The organism is Cellulosimicrobium sp. RS (assembly GCF_046159675.1).
Classification (GTDB): Bacteria; Actinomycetota; Actinomycetes; order Actinomycetales; family Cellulomonadaceae; genus Cellulosimicrobium; species Cellulosimicrobium funkei.
This window is the reverse complement of the sequence record NZ_JBJXVU010000015.1, coordinates 39,434-57,172: the sequence shown is the minus strand read 5'-3', so window position 1 is coordinate 57,172 and position 17,739 is coordinate 39,434. Positions and strand designations below refer to the sequence as shown.

Below are 17,739 nucleotides of genomic sequence, written 5' to 3'. Positions count from 1 at the left end.
TGCACCGCCCGCTGCGGGGACGCCGGCGGCGGCGCCGTCCGCCCCGGCCGCCCCGGCCGCGCCGTCCGCCCCGGCCGCGCCGTCCGCCCCGGCCGCGCCGAACCCGGCTCCGGCTCCTGCCCCCGCACCGGCTCCCGCTCCCGCTCCCGCCCCGGCTCCGGCCCCAGCGCCTGCCCCGGCTCCGGCGCCTCAGCCCACTCCTGCCCCGCCGCCCGTCGTCACGCCGCCGCCCGGCACGGGCGTGGGGAACGGCGCCCAGGGCCAGGCCGCCGTCGCGTGGGCGCGCACGAAGATCGGCGCGCCGTACGTGTTCGGCGGCACCGGGCCGGGCTACGACTGCTCGGGCCTCACGTCCCGCGCGTGGGCCGCCGCGGGCGTCGACATCACCCGGACGTCGCGCTCGCAGTACCAGCGCGTGCAGAAGATCTCCTACGACCGCCTCCGCCCGGGCGACCTCATCTTCTACGCCAACGACACGTCGAACCCGTCGACCATCCGCCACGTCGCGATGTACACCGGCGGCGGGATGATGATCGAGGCGCGGCAGCCCGGCAGCCCCGTGCACGAGGTCGCGATGCGCTGGGCCGACGCGATGCCGTACGCGGGCCGACCGTAGCCCGACGCACGACGGCGGCCGCCCACCTCGTGAGGTGGACGGCCGCCGTCGTACGGGAGGACGAGCCGGTCAGTGGCCCGGCGTGTGGTACCCGGAGTCGATGGCGCGCTGCAGGGAGCGCTCGATCTCGGCCTCGGCGTCGGCGCGGCCGACCCAGTGGGCGCCCTCGACGGACTTGCCGGGCTCGAGGTCCTTGTAGACCTCGAAGAAGTGCTGGATCTCCAGGCGGTGGAAGTCGGACACGTCGTCGATGTCCTGGCGCCACGCGGCACGCTGGTCGCCCGTCGGGACGCACAGCACCTTGTCGTCGCCGCCGGCCTCGTCACGCATGCGGAACATGCCGAGCGCGCGGCAGCGGATCAGGCAGCCCGGGAACGTGGGCTCCTCGAGCAGCACGAGGGCGTCCAGCGGGTCGCCGTCCTCGCCGAGCGTCCCCTCGATGAACCCGTAGTCGTCGGGGTAGCGGGTCGAGGTGAAGAGCATGCGGTCGAGGCGGATGCGACCGGTCGCGTGGTCCACCTCGTACTTGTTGCGCTGCCCCTTGGGGATCTCGATCGTGACGTCGAACTCCACTGCTTCCTCCAGTCGTACCGGCACCGCGGCGCTCGGGCGGTGGCTGGTGTCGGATGATCGACGGACGACGCCGTCGTGCGGGAACTAGTGTGACACGGGACGTCCGCCCACAAGAGTCCGTACGGCCCTGGGCGGGCGACGCCGTGAGTGATAATGCGCACGTGCCCGCGGCCCCGGGGCGGGTCGGACGACCGGCGACCGGTCGGGACGGGCGGGCGGACGACACGCCCCGGTGACCGGGGCGGACCGAGGGAGAGGTATGGGCTGGGCGACGCGCACGGGCGTGGCCGTCGGCGTGGTGCTCGCGCTCGCGGGCGGGTACGCCGTGGCGGACGCGTACGACGTCGTCCCCGGCGTGCTGACGCTCGAGCCGCCCGTCCCCGAGCCGCCGCCGTTCCCGCAGGCGCCGGGCGCGGCCGCCGCGCCCCCGCTCGAGGTGGAGCTGCCGGCGCTCGACGACGCGGCGCCCGTCCCCGCGACCGGCGCGGTGCAGGCCCTCGTGGACGGGCTCGTCGCGGACACGCGGCTCGGCCCGCGCGTGGGCGTCCTCGTGACCGACGCGGTGACGGGCGAGGTGCTGGGGGCCGCCGGCGAGAGCGTGGGGCACGTCCCGGCGTCGACCCTCAAGACGTTCACCGCCGCGGCGGCGCTCACCTCGCCGGGAGCGCACACCACGCTGCCCACCCGAGCCGTCCTCGAGGGGCAGGAGACGGTGTACCTCGTGGGCGGGGGCGACATGATGCTCGCGGCGGGTGCCGGGGACCCGACGGCGGTCAACGGCCGGGCCGGGCTCGGCGACCTGGCCGCGCAGGTCGCGGGCGAGCTGCGGCTGACGGGACGCACGACGATCTCGCTGCGCCTCGACGACACGTTGTTCACCGGGCCCGGGGTCGCGCCGACCGTCGACCCGGCCAGCGTGCGCAACGGCTACGTCGCGCCCGTCGCAGCGCTCGCGGTGAACATCGCGCGCCTCACCGACGAGGAGTACGCGCCGCGCGCCGAGGACCCGGCCCTCGCCGCAGCCGAGGCGTTCGTGGCCGCGCTCGCGCAGGAGGGCGTCACCGTCTCCGGGGACGTCGTGCGAGCCCCGGCGCCGAGCGAGGGGCGCACGGTGGGCGAGGTGGAGTCCGCCCCGCTCGGCGACGTCGTCGCGTACCTGCTCCAGCACTCGGACAACACGATCACCGAGGTCGTCGGCCGGGTCGTCGCGCTCGACGCGGGCCTGCCCGGCTCGGGTGCCGGCGCGACCCAGGCCGTGCGGGCGGCGGTCGAGGGCCTCGGCGTCGACCTCACGGGCGCGACGCTCGCGGACCTGTCCGGGCTCGGCGACGGATCCGTCGTCACGCCTGCGCAGCTCGACGAGGTCGTGGGCCTCCTGGCCGACCCCGCGCACCCCCGGCTGCGGCCCGGCGCGGTGGGCCTGCCCGTCGCGGGGCTGTCCGGGACGCTCGACGAGCGCTACCTCGCCAACGCGGGCCGCGGCGTCGTGCGCGCGAAGACCGGCAGCCTGCCGAACGTCACGTCGCTCGCCGGGACGGTCGTCACCGCGGACGACCGCCTCCTCGTGTTCTCCCTCATGGCCGACGCCGTCCCGGACGGCGGCACCTACGGCGCGCGCCTGATCTTCGACGACTTCGTCGCGTCGCTCGCGGAGTGCGGCTGCAGCGCCTGACGGGCCGTGCCACCTCTGGGGGAGGGCTCCCGGTTCAGGGGCCGTGCGTCGCGTCCGCCAGCCAGTCCTCGACCTCCAGGCCGGGCACGCGGGAGAACTCGCGGACGTCGTTCGTCACCAGCACGAGCCCGAGCGACCGGGCGTGCCCGGCGAGGAGCGCGTCGTACGGGCCGACAGGGGTGCCGCGGGCCGCGAGGACGGCGCGGACCCTGCCGGCGTGCATCGCCGCCAGGCTGTCGAAGGGCAGCACGTCGACGAGCGACAGCAGCTCGTCGACCGCCTGACGGTTGCGGGCCGGGTCCTGCGAGCGCTCCACGCCGTACTCCAGCTCCATCTCGCTCACGGTCGAGACCGCGACGCGCCCCTCTGCCTCGCGCAGCCTCGGCCGCGCGGCCGCGCCGTGCCCGCGGAGGAGGGCGACGAGCACGTTCGTGTCCAGCAGGTAGAGGGTGCTCACAGGGCCTCGCGCTCGTCCGCGGTGCCCTGGTCACGGTCGGCGAGGAAGCCGGGACCGACGCGCAGGCCGTGCTCGAACCACTCGTCCCACCCGGAGCCGGCCGGGGTGATGACCCGTGACCGGCCGACGGCCCGGACGTCCACCTCCCGGACGTCGTCGGGCAGCGCGACCGCCTTGGGCAGCCGGACCGCCTGCGTCCGGTTGCTGCGGAACACCGTCGTGCGCACCATGCCGACCTCCCGTCGTATATCCCGAGAGTATATCCTCCGGGCGTCCTCGAACCCGTCGGCCGGGCGAGCGGGTTACCGTGGGCCGGTGACTCTCGTCGAGCAGGACGGCCGACCCCACGGCCCGTCGCGCGGCGACCGGTCGGTCGTCGACTGGTCCGCCGCCGCGCAGATCGCCGGGCGCCTCGCGCGCCCGGGGCCCCAGGCGTCGCGCGCCGAGCTGGCCGACCTCGTCGAGGGGCTGCGCACCGCGGCGGGGGAGGCCGTCCCGCACGTGCTCGACGTGACCCGCATGACGCCCGTCGCGGGGACCCCGGAGACGCTGGGCACGGTGCACGTCGTGGACCGGCCCCGCTGGGCGCGCGCCAACACCGAGATCATGGCGTCGCTCACCACGGGCGTCACCGAGGCGCTCGTGGGGGAGAGCGGGCGCGTGCCGCAGGCGACCGCCCTCGTCGGCGCGGCGCAGGTCGGCTCGGTCCTCGCGGTCCTCTCGAGCCGCGTCCTCGGACAGTTCGACCCGTACAGCGGGCAGGCCGCGGCAGGGGCGGGCCCCGGCCGGCTCGTGCTCGTCGCGCCCAACGTGCTCCAGGTCGAGCGCGCGCTCGACCTGCGGCCCGCCGACTTCCGCCTCTGGGTGTGCCTGCACGAGCAGACGCACGCCCTCCAGTTCGCGGCGGCGCCGTGGCTCGCGGACCACCTGCGCACGCGCGCGGGCGACCTCCTCACCGAGCTCTCCGCGTCGTCGCGACGCCTCGCCGAGGCCCGCCTGCGCGACAAGCTCGTCGCGGTGGGGCGCGCCGTCCTGCACGCGGTGCGCGGCGAGGGCACGACCCTCCTCGACGGCCTCCTCACGCCCGAGGAGCAGGACCGGCTCGCCGACGTCACGGCCGTCATGGCGCTCCTGGAAGGCCACGCGGACGTCGCCATGGACGCCGTCGGGCCCCGCACCGTGCGCACCGTGCGCAGCATCCGGCGCAAGTTCGACGCGCGGCGCGACGGCGAGGGCAGCTCCGGCCTCGACGTCGTGCTGCGGCGCCTGCTCGGCATGGACGCCAAGATCGCCCAGTACCGCGACGGGGCGGCGTTCGTCCGCGCGGTCGAGAAGGACGTCGGGCGCGACGGCTTCAACGCCGTGTGGGCCTCCCCGGAGAACCTGCCCACGGCCCGTGAGATCGCCGACGCGCGCGCCTGGGTGCGCCGCGTGCACGGCTGAGCCGTGGGCGGTCCGGCGCCGGTCGTCGCCGCCGCGCGCCACGCCGTGCGCGGCGCGCTCGCGGACCTTCCCGCAGGGGCGACGGTGCTCGTCGCCTGTTCCGGCGGCGCCGACTCGACGGCACTCGCGGCCGCCACGGCGTTCGTGGCGCCGCGCCTCGGGCTGCGGGCGGGCGCCGTCGTCGTGGACCACGGGCTCCAGGACGGCAGCGCCGCCGTCGCGGCGGCCGCCGCCGAGCGGTGCCGCGACCTGGGGCTCGACCCGGTGGAGGTGCGCCGCGTCGTCGTCCCGACGGCGGGCGACGGCCCGGAGGCCCACGCCCGGACGGCCCGGTACGCCGCGCTCGACGACGCCGCGGCGGCCCACGGCGCCGGCGCGGTGCTCCTGGGCCACACGCTCGACGACCAGGCCGAGACGGTGCTGCTCGGCCTCGCCCGCGGGGCGGGGGCGCGCTCGCTCGCCGGCATGGCGCCGCGGCGCGGGGCGTACCGGCGCCCGTTCCTCGCCCTGCGGCGCACGCAGACCGAGGCGGTGTGCCGCACGCTCGGGCTCGACTGGTGGGACGACCCCACGAACACGGGCCCGCCGCTGCGCTCGCAGGTCCGCGGACGGGTCGTGCCGGCGCTCGTCGAGGTCCTCGGCCCGGGCGCGGTGCCGGCGCTCGCGCGCAGCGCCGACCTCCTGCGGGACGACGCCGACCTCCTCGACGCGCTCGCGGCCGACCTCCTCGCCGCGGCGCTCGTCCCACCCGGCGCGGACCCCGCCTCCGGCGCGGACCCCGGCCCCGGCGCGGCCCCCGGCCGCGGCGGGGGAGCGTCGCCCCGCGCGACGGTCGTGCTCGACGTCGGCCCGCTCGCCGCCGCGCACCCGGCGCTGCGGCGTCGGGCGCTGCGGTCCGCGGCGCTGCGCGCGGGGTGCCCGGGGAGCGACCTGTTCGCCGTCCACGTCGACGCGCTCGACGCGCTCGTCACCGCGTGGCGCGGCCAAGGCCCGGTGCACCTCCCGGGCGACCGCAGGGCGTCGCGCGCGTGTGGCAGGCTTTCCCTGGGCCCGGGACCAACGCGCCGGGCCGGCACCTCCCCCCTCCCCCCAGCTCAGGAGTGACCCCCGTGGAAGCATCGGACGTCGCAGGCGACCTCGAGAACATCCTGCTCACCGAGGACCAGCTCGGTGCGCGGCTCGACGAGATCGCCGCGCAGATCGACCGTGACTACGCGGGCAAGGACCTCCTGCTCGTCGGCGTGCTCAAGGGCGCCGTCATGGTCATGGCGGACCTGGCGCGCCGCCTGCACAGCCACGTCGAGATGGACTGGATGGCCGTGTCGTCGTACGGCTCGGGCACCAAGTCGTCGGGCGTCGTGCGCATCCTCAAGGACCTCGACGCCGACCTCACCGGCCGCAACGTGCTCATCGTCGAGGACATCATCGACTCGGGCCTCACGCTCTCGTGGCTGCTGTCGAACCTCCGCTCGCGCGGGCCGGCGTCGGTCGAGATCGCGGCGATGCTCCGCAAGCCCGACGCGGCGAAGACCGAGGTCGACGTGCGCTACGTCGGCTTCGACATCCCCAACGAGTTCGTCGTCGGCTACGGCCTCGACTACGCGGAGAAGTACCGCAACCTGCCGTTCGTCGGGACGCTCGCGCCGCACGTCTACTCGAGCTGAGCCGGGCGGCGGCGGGCCACGAGCCCGCCCGGACCGCCCAGGGAGCTGCTCAGGAAGTACGGACCACGCCCTGGGCGAACAGAGGGAAGATCCCCAGCAGGCGCCAAGGTCCAGAGTGTAGTTTCGAGCCCGAACACTTGCGCGAGCGGAGGGATCCGGGGCGCACGCCCCGTCGCCGATGAACATCAAGAAGATTCTCAGTGGGCCGATCGTCTGGATCGTCCTGGGCCTCGTGATCCTGTGGATCGCGTTCGCGACGTTGTCGCGCCCTACGGTCCAGCGCATCGACACGTCCGCGGGCCTCGAGCTGCTCTCGGGCGACACGGTCGAGCAGGCGCTCATCGTGGACGGCGACCAGCGCGTGCGTCTCACGCTGTCCGAGGACTACGTGGCCGACGAGGGCACGGACACCGAGGAGAACAAGGGCAAGAACGTCGAGTTCTACTACGTCCAGCCGCAGGGCGAGGCGGTCGTCGACGCCGTCGTCGCCGCGGAGCCGAAGGACGGGTACAACTCCGAGGTCGCGCAACCCTCGTTCTGGTCCTCGCTGCTCGGGCTGCTCATCCCGTTCCTCATCATCGGCGTGCTGTTCTGGTTCCTGCTGTCGCGCATGCAGGGCGGCGGCTCGCGCGTCATGGGCTTCGGCAAGTCGCGCGCCAAGCTCGTCTCGAAGGACACCCCGCAGGTGACGTTCGCGGACGTCGCGGGCGCCGACGAGGCGGTCGAGGAGCTCCACGAGATCAAGGAGTTCCTCTCCGACTCCGAGAAGTTCCAGGCCGTCGGCGCCAAGATCCCCAAGGGCGTCCTGCTCTACGGCCCTCCCGGCACGGGCAAGACGCTGCTCGCCCGCGCCGTCGCCGGCGAGGCGGGCGTGCCGTTCTACTCGATCTCCGGCTCGGACTTCGTCGAGATGTTCGTCGGCGTGGGCGCGAGCCGCGTCCGCGACCTGTTCAACCAGGCCAAGGAGAACTCGCCCGCGATCATCTTCGTCGACGAGATCGACGCCGTCGGCCGCCACCGCGGCGCCGGCATGGGCGGCGGCCACGACGAGCGCGAGCAGACGCTCAACCAGCTCCTCGTGGAGATGGACGGCTTCGACGTCAAGACGAACGTCATCCTCATCGCCGCGACCAACCGCCCCGACATCCTCGACCCGGCGCTCCTGCGCCCGGGCCGCTTCGACCGCCAGATCGCGGTCGAGGCGCCCGACCTCAAGGGTCGCGAGGCGATCCTGCGGGTGCACGCGGCGGGCAAGCCGATCGTCCCGGAGATCGACCTGGCGGCCGTCGCGCGTCGCACGCCCGGCTTCACCGGTGCCGACCTCGCGAACGTGCTCAACGAGGCGGCGCTCCTCACCGCCCGCAGCGGGGCGCAGCTCATCGACGACCGGGCGCTCGACGAGGCGATCGACCGCGTGATCGCCGGTCCGCAGAAGCGCACGCGCGTCATGAACGTCAAGGAGCAGAAGATCACCGCGTACCACGAGGGCGGCCACGCCCTCGTCGCGGCGGCCATGCGCTACACGGACCCCGTCACGAAGGTGACGATCCTCCCGCGCGGCCGGGCGCTCGGGTACACGATGGTCATGCCGACCGAGGACAAGTACTCCACGACGCGCAACGAGCTGCTCGACCAGCTCGCGTACGCGATGGGCGGTCGCGTCGCCGAGGAGCTCGTCTTCCACGACCCCACGACGGGCGCCTCGAACGACATCGAGAAGGCGACCGCGATCGCGCGCAAGATGGTCACCGAGTACGGCATGAGCGAGCGCGTCGGCGCGATCAAGCTCGGCTCCGGCTCGGGCGAGCCGTTCCTCGGCCGCGACATGGGCCACCAGCGCGACTACTCGGAGTCGGTCGCGGGCACGGTGGACCACGAGGTCCGCAAGCTCGTCGAGGCCGCGCACGACGAGGCGTGGGAGGTGCTCACGCAGTACCGCGACGTGCTCGACGCCCTCGTGCTCGAGCTCCTCGAGAAGGAGACGCTGAACCAGGCCGAGCTCGCGCGCGTGTTCTCCCCGGTCGAGAAGCGCGCCCCGCGCGACGTCTGGCTCTCGAGCGAGCAGCGGGCCGTCTCCCAGCGCGGGCCCGTGCTCACCGACGCCGAGAAGGCGGCGCAGAACGGCGCGCCCGTGATCCCGCAGGACGAGGCCGCGGCCGCGAACGACGAGCTCCCCCCGGAGCGGATCGGCGAGGTGCCCGCGGACAGCCCGCTCGACCGCGCGCTCGGCCGCGACACCACCACGGACGTCACGGACGTGCGCGAGCCGGGGCAGGACTGATGGGCACCCCCACGGGCGCCTCGGCGGGCACGGGCGCGATCACCCCGGCCCGGTCGGCGGAGGGCCTGCGCGCCCCCGCGGACGTCCCGCCGTACGACCAGGACCGCGCGGAGGCCGCCGTCCGCGAGCTGCTGCTCGCCGTCGGCGAGGACCCGGACCGCGAAGGGCTGCGCGAGACGCCGGCCCGCGTGGCGCGCGCGTACCGCGAGATCTTCGCGGGCCTGCGCCAGGAGGCCGCGGACGTCCTGACGACGACCTTCGACCTCGGCCACGAGGAGATGGTGCTCGTCAAGGACATCGAGGTGTACTCGACGTGCGAGCACCACCTCGTGCCCTTCCACGGCGTCGCGCACGTGGGGTACATCCCCAACGTGGACGGCCGCATCACGGGCCTGTCGAAGCTCGCGCGCCTCGTCGAGGTGTACGCGCGCCGCCCGCAGGTGCAGGAGCGGCTCACGTCCCAGGTCGCGGACGCGCTCGTGGAGCACCTCAAGCCCCGCGGTGCGATCGTCGTCGTCGAGTGCGAGCACCTGTGCATGTCGATGCGCGGCGTGCGCAAGCCCGGCGCGCGCACCGTCACGTCGGCGGTGCGGGGCCAGATGCGCGACGGCGCGACGCGGGCCGAGGCGATGAGCCTCATCCTGGGGCGCTAGGCCCGTGGACCGGTTCGTGGTCGCGGGGCTCGAGGAGCTCGCGAACGTCGGCCGCACGCTCGTCATGGGCGTCGTCAACGTCACGCCCGACTCGTTCTCCGACGGCGGCGAGTGGTTCGAGCCGGACGCCGCGATCGCCCACGGGCGCGAGCTGCTGGGCGAGGGTGCGGACATCCTCGACGTCGGCGGGGAGTCGACCCGCCCCGGGGCGGGCCGGGTGCCCGTCGAGGCGGAGCTCGCGCGGGTGCTCCCCGTGATCTCCGCGCTCGCGGCCGAGGGGGCTGTCGTCAGCGTCGACACGACGCGCGCGGTCGTCGCGGAGCGCGCAGTCGCGGCGGGCGCCCGGCTCGTCAACGACGTCTCCGGCGGTCTCGCCGACCCGGCGATGGCCGACGTCGTCGCGCGCACGGGCGTCGCCTACGTCTGCATGCACTGGCGCGGGCACGCGGACGTCATGGACGACCTCGAGGACTACGACGACGTCGTCACGGACGTGCGCGACGAGCTGGCCGCGCGCGTGGACGTGCTCCTCGCGGCGGGCGTACGGCGCGAGCAGGTCGTGCTCGACCCGGGTCTCGGCTTCTCGAAGGCCGGGTCGTCGAACTGGCCGCTGCTCGCCCGCCTGCGCGAGCTCGAGGCGCTGGGCCTGCCCGTCCTCGTGGGCGCGTCCCGCAAGCGGTTCCTCGGGCACCTCCTCGCGCGCTCCGACGGCCGGCCCGTCCCGCCGCTCCTGCGCGACGACGCGACCGCCGCGGTCACGACCCTCGCCGCGGCGTCGGGCGCGTGGTGCGTGCGGGTCCACGCGGTCCGGGCGTCCGCCGACGCGGTGCGGGTCGCCGCCGCCTGGGGCCGGGCCCGCGACGAGGTCGTGCGGCCCGCGGACGGCGGCGCGGCGCAGCCGGCGGACCGACCGAGGGCCGGGAGCGACTCGACGGCGCGGCCCACGACCTAGCAGGATGGGCGAGGGGCCCCACGGCGCGGGCGGCCCGGCGCAGCACGACACACGCAACGAGACACGGTGACGACGACCCGCCCCGGCGGGCGACGACGCAGCACCGGACGGGAGCACGACGTGACCACAGCGTTCGCAGGAGCGGTCCTCGACGCGGACGGACGGCCGTTCGACCGGATCCGCCTCACGGGCCTGAGCGCGACGGGCCACCACGGCGTCTTCGAGCACGAGAAGGCGCAGGGCCAGCTCTTCCGGGCCGACGTCGTGCTCCACCTGGACACGCGCGCGGCCGCGAGCGGCGACGACCTGTCCCGGACCGTCAGCTACGCGGGCGTCGCCGAGGACGTCGTCGCCGTCCTCGCCGGCTCGCCCGCCGACCTCGTCGAGACCGTCGCCGAGCGCATCGCCGCGACGATCCTCACGCACGACGACGTCGTCGCGGTCGACGTCGCGGTGCACAAGCCGCAGGCGCCGATCACGGTCCCGTTCGAGGACGTCGAGGTCGTCATCCGTCGCGACCGCGTGGTCGTCCCCGTCGTCGCGCCGCTGTCGCGCCGCGGGGAGCAGGGGTCGCGCGACGCGCAGCCCGTCGGGCCGATCCCCGTCGGGTCGGTCGCCCCCGCGCTCATCCACGGCGTCGGTGAGGTCCCCGCGCCCGACGACCGGGCCCCGCTCGCCCCCGCGCCCGAGGTCATGCCGCCCAGCATCCTCCCGGGCTCGGCCGGTGCCCCGGTCGAGGACGCGCGCACCGCGGCCGAGTCCGGTGCGACGGCGGCCGGCTCCCCGGAGGACGCGCTCGACGCGACCCGCGAGGCTCCCGCCGTCCGGGACGCCGCCGTCCCCGGCGACGCCCGCGGCGAGCAGCAGACCCCCGCGGAGGCACCGCACGGCGAGGCCCCGTACGGGGAGGCGCCGTACGCGGAGCCTGCGCACGACGACGTCGGCGAGCCCGCGCACGACGACGCGGCACCGCACCCGCAGCAGGCGGCGTCGTACGACGAGCTCGTCGCGGGGTCGGTCCCCGCGGCCGGCCCCGCCGAGCACGTGCTGCACCACGGCGCGCCGCCCGTCGCGCCCGGCACGCCGTCGGGCGAGCAGCAGACCGTCCCCGGCGACGCCGCGCCCGTCGAGCACGCCGCCCCCGAGGCCGAGCCCCTGCCGTACGGCGCCGCGGCCGAGCCCGTCCCGGCGCACGACGAGGCCCCCGGCGGGGCGCACGACGCCGCGGAGGTGGCCGCGCCCGTCGAGCACGACCGGATGGACGACGTGCCCGCCGGGTTCGTCGAGGTCGTGCTCGCGCTGGGCGCGAACCTCGGCGACGCCCAGCAGACGCTGCGCGACGCGATCACGGACCTCGACCGGATCTCCGGTCTCGAGATCACGGAGGTCTCGCCGCTGGCCCGGACGGAGGCCGTGGGTGGCCCCGACCAGCCGGACTACCTCAACACCGTCCTCCTCGCGCGCACGCGCCTGTCGGCGCGCGACCTGCTGCACGCGTGCCAGGCGGTCGAGCAGGCGCACGGCCGGGTGCGCGACGAGCGCTGGGGCCCCCGCACGCTCGACGTCGACCTCATCGTCTACGGCACGCTGACGGCCGTCGCCGACGACCTGGAGCTGCCGCACCCCCGCGCGCACGAGCGGGCGTTCGTGCTCGAGCCGTGGTCGCAGATCGACCCGGACGCGGTGCTCCCGGGCCTCGGGGGCGGCCCCGTCGCGGCCCTCGCGGCGACCGCGCCCGACCGCGGGGGCATCCGGTGGCTCGCGCTCGACTGGCTGACGGACCCTGCTCCCGACCCGACGGGCGCCGTGCCCGTCACCACGGGCAGCACGGACGCCGCGCCGCCGCCCGCGCCCGTCGACGTGCCCGACCCCTACCAGCAGGCGCACACCGGTCCCGTCGCCGCCCCGTACGACGGTCCCGCGACGCCCGGCGGCGGCGTGCCCGCCTCCGACGGCGCGCCGGCACCGCAGCACCCGGCACCGCAGCAGTCGGCACCGCAGCAGCCCGTGCCGCCGCACGAGCCGCACCCGGCGCCGCAGCAGCCGCTCGCGCAGGAGCCCCTCGCGCAGCAGCCCGCGGCTCCGCAGCAGCCCGTCCCGCAGCAGCCGCCGCACGTCCAGCAGGCGGAGCCGCCGCAGCCGCCCGCACCGGAGCCCGCGCCCCCGGCCGCCCCGCCGCAGCCCGCGGTCGTGCCGCAGCCGGCCGGTCTCCCGCAGACCGTGACGCCGAGCGAGGCGCTCCCGGCACGGCCGGTCTTCGCGCCCGTCTCCGAGGGCGTCGCGCCCGAGGGGGCGGCCCCGCCGATCGTCCCCGACGGCTCGTTCGACCCGCGCGAGGACGCGGGCGTCCCCGTCACCCCGTTCCCCGGGCCGTCGAACCGGCCGCCGTCGCACCCCGTGCCGTCGTCGCCCGACGCCGGGCACGCCCCGGACGCCGGGCCCGCCCCGGCTCAGGACGCGGCGCGCTTCCCCGAGCACGGCGCACCCGCGCACCCGGTCTTCCCGCCGGTCCACGCGCCCGAGCCCGTGCCGACGGCGCCGCAGCAGCCGGTCGCGCAGCCCGCGCACCCGCAGCCGCCCGCGGACGCCGCGTCGTCCGGTGACGACATCATCCGGTCGGTGCCGTTCCCGCCGGTCTCGGGCGGCGGACCGGCGTCCGCCCCCGGCCCGCTCGCGGACGCGGGGCTCCCGGCGAACGACCCGTGGCCGCCGTTCGGGCCGGTGTCCGGCGACGGTCGCGACGACGAGCGCTGATGCGGCGCACCTCTGTCCGCACCCTGCTGCTCGTGGCGGTCGCGACCGCCGTCGGCGGGTGGTTCGTCGTGCGCCTGCTCCAGAGCCGCGGCACGCTCCTGCCGGCGGTGCCGTGGATCGTGGACGTCACCGTCCTCGCGCTCGCGGCAGCCGTCTTCTGGGCGGGCTGGACCGTGCGCGCGTACCAGCAGGGCAAGCGTCCGTCGCTCGACGCGATCCGGGCGGCGCGCACGTTCGTCCTCGCGAAGGCGGCCGCGCTGACGGGCGCACTCCTGACGGGCTGGTACGGCGCGCAGGTGCTCGCCGCCCTGCCCGACCTCTCGATCGACGCGTTCCGCGACCGGGCCCTCGCGGCCGGGGTGGCCGCCGCGTGCGCGGTGGTGCTGGCCGTCGTCGGGCTCGTTGCCGAGCGGTTCTGCCAGCTCCCGCCCGACGACCGCGGCGAGGGCCGGGAGGGCCGCGAGGGCTCGGTGACGCGCGAGGACCCGGAGACTCCGGGCGCGGGCACGCCCGCCTGAGACGCGCCCTCCGCCCCGGCCTGTGCACGACCCGGTCCGCACCGGGACGGGATGGGAGAATCGACGCATGACCGACCCTGCACGGGACCAGGACCCCCGCGGCACCGGCCCCTTCGACCCGCCCGGCATCGAGTGGACGCGCGTGTCGCCGCGGCTCGTCACGGCGCGCCTGCTGTCCGTGGGCATCACGCTCGCGGTCCCGGCCGTCGCCGTGGTCGTGCTCGCGATCCTCTTCCCGCACTGGTGGCAGTGGCTCGTGCTCGGCGTGCTCGCGCTCCTGGGCCTGTGGGCGGCCGTCCTCGTGCCGCGCCAGGTCCGCGCGATCGGCTACGCGGAGCGTGACGACGACCTCCTGATCCGCCACGGCATCATGTTCCGCACGCTCGTCGTCGTGCCCTACGGCCGCATGCAGTACGTCGACGTCCAGGCCGGGCCGCTCGCGCGCAAGCTCGGCATCGCCCAGGTCCAGCTCCACACGGCGTCCGCGTCGACCGACGCGACGATCGACGGTCTCGAGCCCGCCGAGGCGGAGCGCCTGCGCGACCGGCTCGCGTCGCGCGGCGAGGCGAGGCTGGCGGGCCTGTGAACGACGCACCGGCCACCGACGACCTCGTGTGGCACCGGGTGCACCCGGTCACCCCGCTCGTGCGGGGCTGGACTGTCATCGCGGTGCTCCTGGTCGTCGTCGGCCAGCAGACGCTCAACGGGCTGCCCGAGGGGGAGAACCTCCTCGAGGGCGACCGCTGGTGGATGATCCTCCTCGGCATCCTCGTGGTGGGGCTCGTGGGGCTCGGGTACTCGGCGGTCGCGTGGCGCATGACGAGCTACGCGGTCGACGACGAGTCGGTGCACCTGCGCACCGGTGTGCTGTTCCGGCAGCAGCGCAAGGCGCGGCTCGACCGGCTCCAGGCGGTCGACGTCGTGCAGCCGCTCCTCGCCCGGTTCTTCGGGCTCGCGGAGCTCAAGCTCGAGGTCGCCGGGGGAGCGGACTCGGGCGTGAAGCTCGGCTTCCTCAAGGAGGCGGAGGCGAACCGGCTGCGCAACGACCTCCTCGCGCGCGCCGCGGGCCTGCGGGTCGCGCGCGAGCGCCCGGCCGCCGCGACGGCGACGGGCGCCCCGGGTGCGACCGCGGTCCCCGGCTCTCCCGGCACCGTCGGCACGCCGGCCGGAGAGGTCACGGTCCCCGCGACGGACGCGCCGTCGTTCGTCGCCGAGGCGCCCGAGCAGCCCGTGACCGCCGTCGGGCCGGGTCGGCTCGTCGCCTCGCTCCTGCGGTCGGGCGCGACGGTCGGCCTCGTCCTCGGTGTGCTCGGCATCGCGGGCGTCGTCGTCGGCACGCGCGAGATCGGGATCCTGTTCAGCGCGCTGCCCGCCGTGCTCGGCTTCGGCGGGTTCCTGTTCTCCCGGTTCACGGGCGAGTTCGGCTTCCGGTCCGCCATCTCGCCCGACGGCATCCGCCTGCGCCACGGCCTGCTGGAGACCCGCTCGCAGACGATCCCGCCCGGTCGCGTCCAGGCCGTGCGGCTGCGGCAGGGCCCGTTCTGGCGCGGGCCCGACTGGTGGCGCGTCGACGTCAACGTCGCGGGCTACGGCGTCAGCACCGACGGGACGGACAGCACGAGCGTGCTCCTGCCCGTCGGCACGCGCGACGAGGCGCTCGCGGCCCTGTGGCTCGTGCTGCCGGACCTCGGCACGCCCGACCCCCGCGGCCTGCTCGACGAGGGCCTGTCCGGGCTCGACGCCGGGCAGCACTTCGTCGCGTCCCCGCGCCGTGCGCGCCTGCTGGATCTCGTCGCGTGGCGGCGCAACGGCTTCAGCGTCACCGACCGCGCCCTCCTGCTGCGCGGCGGGCGCGTGTTCCGCACCCTCGTCGTCGTGCCCCACGAGCGCACCCAGTCGCTCGGGCTCGAGCAGGGCCCGCTGCAGCGCCGGCTCGAGGTCGCGTCGTTCACCGTGCACTCGACGCCGGGTCCGGTCTCGCCCCAGGTGCGACACCTCGACGCGGGCGATGCCGCGCGCCTCCTCGACACCCAGGCCGAGCGCGCCCGCGAGGCCCGCGCGCACGCGGGGCCGGAGCTCTGGATGCGCCGCGACGACGTCCCGCTCGAGGAGAACGCGTGAGCGCCGCGGACGGCGGTCGCCGCCCCGGGCGGCTCGGGGTCGGCGTCGTCGGGGCCGGCCGCGTCGGGGCGGTCCTCGGCAGCGCCCTGCGTGCCGTCGGCCACGCGGTCGTGGGCGCGAGCGGCGTGTCCGACGCGTCGCGCGACCGCATCGAGACCCTCCTCGCGGGGGTGCCCGTCCTCGAGGTCCCGCAGGTCGTGGAGCGCGCCGAGCTCGTGCTCCTCGCCGTGCCCGACGACGCGCTCCCGGCCCTGGTCCGCGGCCTCGCCGAGACGGGGGCGTGGCAGCCCGGCCAGATCGTCGTGCACACGTCGGGCCGCTACGGCACGGCCGTCCTCGACCCCGCGCGCGCCGCCGGCGCCATCCCGCTCGCGCTGCACCCCGCCATGACGTTCACCGGCACGTCGCTCGACCTCGCGCGGCTCGAGGGCACGACGTTCGCCGTCACCGCGCCCGGCCCGGTCCTGCCGATCGGGCAGGCGCTCGTCGTCGAGCTCGGCGGGGAGCCCGTCGTCGTCGCGGAGGAGTCGCGCGGGCTCTACCACGCGGCCCTCGCGCACGGCGCGAACCACCTCGTCGTGCTCGTCGCGCAGGCCGCGCAGGCGCTCGAGGCCGCGGGCGTCGACCAGCCCGGGCGCGCGCTCGCGCCGCTCCTCGCTGCCGCCCTCGACGGCGCGACGCGGGGCGCCGACGCGGGCGCCGAGTCGGGGACGGGCGCGGGCGCCGGGGCGCTCCTCGGGCTCACCGGGCCCGTGGCGCGGGGCGACGTCGGCACCGTCCGCGAGCACCTCGCCGCCCTGGACGCGCTCGCTGCGACGAGCGACGCGGCGGACGTGCCGCCGTCGTACCGGGCGCTGAGCCGCGCCGCGACGCACCGTGCGCTCGCGGGCGGCCGGCTCGGCGAGCGTGCGGCCCGCGATCTTCTCGACGCGCTCGACGCGCCCGCGCCCGACCCGCAGGACCGGCACGACCAGCAGGACCGGCACGACCAGCAGGACCGGCCCGACCCGCAGGACCCGCACGACGAAGGACGAGCATGACGAGCACCCCCCGCCCGGACGCCGGGCCCCCCGCAACCGGGACCCCGGCCGTCGTGACGACGCGCGCCGCGCTGCGCACCACCCTCGACGCGTGGCGCGCCGAGCACCCGCACGGTCGCCGCGTCGTCGTCATGACCATGGGCGCGCTGCACGCCGGGCACCTCGAGCTCGTGCGCCGGGCGCGCGCGGAGGCGGGCGCCGTCGGCCAGGTCGTCGTGACGGACTTCGTCAACCCGCTGCAGTTCGGCCCCGGCGAGGACTACGAGCGCTACCCGCGCGACGTCGCGGCCGACGTGGCGCTGCTCGCCGCGGCGGGCCCTGACGCGGCGGCCGACGTCGTCTTCGCGCCGCCCGTCGACGAGCTCTACCCCGACCTGGGCTCGGCCGACGGCCCGATCGTGCGGGTGACGTCGGGGCGCATCGGGACGGTGCTGGAGGGCGCGTCGCGGCCCGGGCACTTCGACGGCGTGCTCACGGTCGTGCTCAAGCTGCTCCACCTCGTGCGGCCGGACGTCGCCGTGTTCGGGGCGAAGGACGCGCAGCAGCTCCTCGCGGTGCGCCGCATGGTCGCCGACCTCGACCTCGACGTGGAGGTCCTGGCCGTCGAGACCGTGCGCGAGGCGGACGGCCTCGCGCGGTCGTCGCGCAACGCGTACCTGTCCCCGGCCGAGCACGAGCACGCGCTCGCGCTGAGCCGCTCGCTGCGCGCCGGGCGGGACGCCGCGGCCGCGGGGGAGGACGCGCCGTCCGTGCTCGCCGCCGCGCGGGGAATCCTGGAGGCCACCGACGGCGTTGACGTCGATTACGTGGTGCTCGTCGATCCCGCTACCGTGGAGGACCTGGCGCCCGGCGCCGTCGGCCCCGGGCTCCTCCTGGTGGCGGCACGCGTGGGCACCACGCGTCTCATCGACAACACGGCCGTCGAGATCGTGCCGCCCGCGACCCGGGCGGCGGACCCCGCGGGCCGTGCCCCCGCACCTGGAGGAACCGCGTGA

At 76.4% G+C, this 17,739-nt stretch carries 17 protein-coding genes; 14 read left to right on the top strand and 3 right to left on the bottom strand.

Annotation, left to right across the window (positions count from 1 at the left end):
• A partial coding sequence (locus tag ACI769_RS18935; protein ID WP_409142100.1) for a C40 family peptidase occupies nt 1–616 on the top strand: 616 nt, incomplete at its 5' end.
• Nucleotides 617–685: 69 nt separating this feature from the next.
• Here the strand turns inward: ACI769_RS18935 and ACI769_RS18930 are convergent.
• On the bottom strand, nt 686–1,189 hold the full coding sequence (locus ACI769_RS18930) for an inorganic diphosphatase (RefSeq protein WP_034655165.1): 504 nt from the start codon (nt 1,187–1,189) through the stop codon (nt 686–688).
• A 259-nt stretch (nt 1,190–1,448) separates the two neighbouring features.
• Here ACI769_RS18930 and dacB point away from each other — a divergent pair, with 259 nt between their 5' ends.
• The gene (gene dacB, locus ACI769_RS18925; protein ID WP_409142099.1) at nt 1,449–2,861 is read left to right on the top strand and encodes a D-alanyl-D-alanine carboxypeptidase/D-alanyl-D-alanine-endopeptidase; all 1,413 of its coding nucleotides are present in this window, start codon (nt 1,449–1,451) and stop codon (nt 2,859–2,861) included.
• Between the two features lie 34 nt (nt 2,862–2,895).
• Here the strand turns inward: dacB and ACI769_RS18920 are convergent, their stop codons facing one another.
• On the bottom strand, nt 2,896–3,318 hold the full coding sequence (locus ACI769_RS18920) for a type II toxin-antitoxin system VapC family toxin (protein ID WP_034655167.1): 423 nt from the start codon (nt 3,316–3,318) through the stop codon (nt 2,896–2,898).
• On the bottom strand, nt 3,315–3,548 hold the full coding sequence (vapB, locus tag ACI769_RS18915; protein WP_021482085.1) for a type II toxin-antitoxin system VapB family antitoxin: 234 nt from the start codon (nt 3,546–3,548) through the stop codon (nt 3,315–3,317). The genes ACI769_RS18920 and vapB overlap by 4 nt, the downstream gene beginning before the upstream one ends.
• Nucleotides 3,549–3,633: 85 nt before the next feature.
• On the opposite strand from vapB, the gene ACI769_RS18910 reads away from it, so the two are divergent.
• The 12 genes from ACI769_RS18910 (at nt 3,634) to panC (ending at nt 17,739) form a co-directional block, all read left to right on the top strand.
• Nucleotides 3,634–4,761, top strand: coding sequence for a zinc-dependent metalloprotease (locus ACI769_RS18910; protein WP_232322706.1), 1,128 nt, complete (start codon nt 3,634–3,636; stop codon nt 4,759–4,761).
• Nucleotides 4,762–4,764: 3 nt separating this feature from the next.
• A complete protein-coding gene (tilS, locus tag ACI769_RS18905) occupies nt 4,765–5,865 on the top strand; it encodes a tRNA lysidine(34) synthetase TilS (RefSeq protein WP_137281519.1) in 1,101 nt (366 codons plus the stop codon).
• A 5-nt stretch (nt 5,866–5,870) separates the two neighbouring features.
• Nucleotides 5,871–6,425, top strand: coding sequence for a hypoxanthine phosphoribosyltransferase (gene hpt / locus ACI769_RS18900; protein WP_021479810.1), 555 nt, complete (start codon nt 5,871–5,873; stop codon nt 6,423–6,425).
• A gap of 178 nt (nt 6,426–6,603) precedes the next feature.
• Nucleotides 6,604–8,706: an ATP-dependent zinc metalloprotease FtsH gene (gene ftsH, locus ACI769_RS18895; protein ID WP_043659730.1), complete on the top strand. Its 2,103-nt coding sequence runs from the start codon at nt 6,604–6,606 to the stop codon at nt 8,704–8,706.
• Entirely contained in the window at nt 8,706–9,359 is a 654-nt protein-coding gene (gene folE, locus ACI769_RS18890) for a GTP cyclohydrolase I FolE (protein ID WP_051876749.1), read from the top strand. Before ftsH ends, folE begins: the two co-directional genes overlap by 1 nt.
• 64 nt (nt 9,360–9,423) lie before the next feature.
• Nucleotides 9,424–10,311, top strand: a complete 888-nt coding sequence (folP, locus tag ACI769_RS18885) for a dihydropteroate synthase (RefSeq protein WP_144681046.1) — start codon at nt 9,424–9,426, stop codon at nt 10,309–10,311.
• Between the two features lie 120 nt (nt 10,312–10,431).
• Nucleotides 10,432–13,065 carry a 2-amino-4-hydroxy-6-hydroxymethyldihydropteridine diphosphokinase gene (gene folK / locus ACI769_RS18880; protein WP_409142098.1) on the top strand — a complete coding sequence of 878 codons (2,634 nt, stop codon included), beginning with the start codon at nt 10,432–10,434 and terminating at the stop codon, nt 13,063–13,065.
• Nucleotides 13,065–13,583 (top strand): DUF3180 domain-containing protein, encoded by a 519-nt coding sequence (locus ACI769_RS18875; protein ID WP_021483259.1) that lies wholly within the window; start codon nt 13,065–13,067, stop codon nt 13,581–13,583. The genes folK and ACI769_RS18875 overlap by 1 nt, the downstream gene beginning before the upstream one ends.
• Before the next feature lie 67 nt (nt 13,584–13,650).
• Complete coding sequence (locus ACI769_RS18870) at nt 13,651–14,169, top strand: PH domain-containing protein (protein WP_043660504.1); 519 nt, start codon at nt 13,651–13,653, stop codon at nt 14,167–14,169.
• Nucleotides 14,166–15,704, top strand: a complete 1,539-nt coding sequence (locus ACI769_RS18865; RefSeq protein ID WP_085387359.1) for a PH domain-containing protein — start codon at nt 14,166–14,168, stop codon at nt 15,702–15,704. The genes ACI769_RS18870 and ACI769_RS18865 overlap by 4 nt, the downstream gene beginning before the upstream one ends.
• Nucleotides 15,701–16,744, top strand: coding sequence for a Rossmann-like and DUF2520 domain-containing protein (locus tag ACI769_RS18860; protein WP_171468331.1), 1,044 nt, complete (start codon nt 15,701–15,703; stop codon nt 16,742–16,744). Before ACI769_RS18865 ends, ACI769_RS18860 begins: the two co-directional genes overlap by 4 nt.
• Nucleotides 16,741–17,739: a pantoate--beta-alanine ligase gene (panC, locus tag ACI769_RS18855; protein WP_409142097.1), complete on the top strand. Its 999-nt coding sequence runs from the start codon at nt 16,741–16,743 to the stop codon at nt 17,737–17,739. The genes ACI769_RS18860 and panC overlap by 4 nt, the downstream gene beginning before the upstream one ends.

Bases quoted from the DNA above. Each gene is read 5' to 3' on its own strand.
- vapB (WP_021482085.1), bottom strand. From the start codon at position 3,548: ATGGTGCGCACGACGGTGTTCCGCAGCAACCGGACGCAGGCGGTCCGG.
- folP (WP_144681046.1), top strand. From the start codon at position 9,424: ATGGGCGTCGTCAACGTCACGCCCGACTCGTTCTCCGACGGCGGCGAG.
- ACI769_RS18870 (WP_043660504.1), top strand. From the start codon at position 13,651: ATGACCGACCCTGCACGGGACCAGGACCCCCGCGGCACCGGCCCCTTC.
- ftsH (WP_043659730.1), top strand. From the start codon at position 6,604: ATGAACATCAAGAAGATTCTCAGTGGGCCGATCGTCTGGATCGTCCTG.
- dacB (WP_409142099.1), top strand. From the start codon at position 1,449: ATGGGCTGGGCGACGCGCACGGGCGTGGCCGTCGGCGTGGTGCTCGCG.
- folE (WP_051876749.1), top strand. From the start codon at position 8,706: ATGGGCACCCCCACGGGCGCCTCGGCGGGCACGGGCGCGATCACCCCG.
- ACI769_RS18875 (WP_021483259.1), top strand. From the start codon at position 13,065: ATGCGGCGCACCTCTGTCCGCACCCTGCTGCTCGTGGCGGTCGCGACC.
- panC (WP_409142097.1), top strand. From the start codon at position 16,741: ATGACGAGCACCCCCCGCCCGGACGCCGGGCCCCCCGCAACCGGGACC.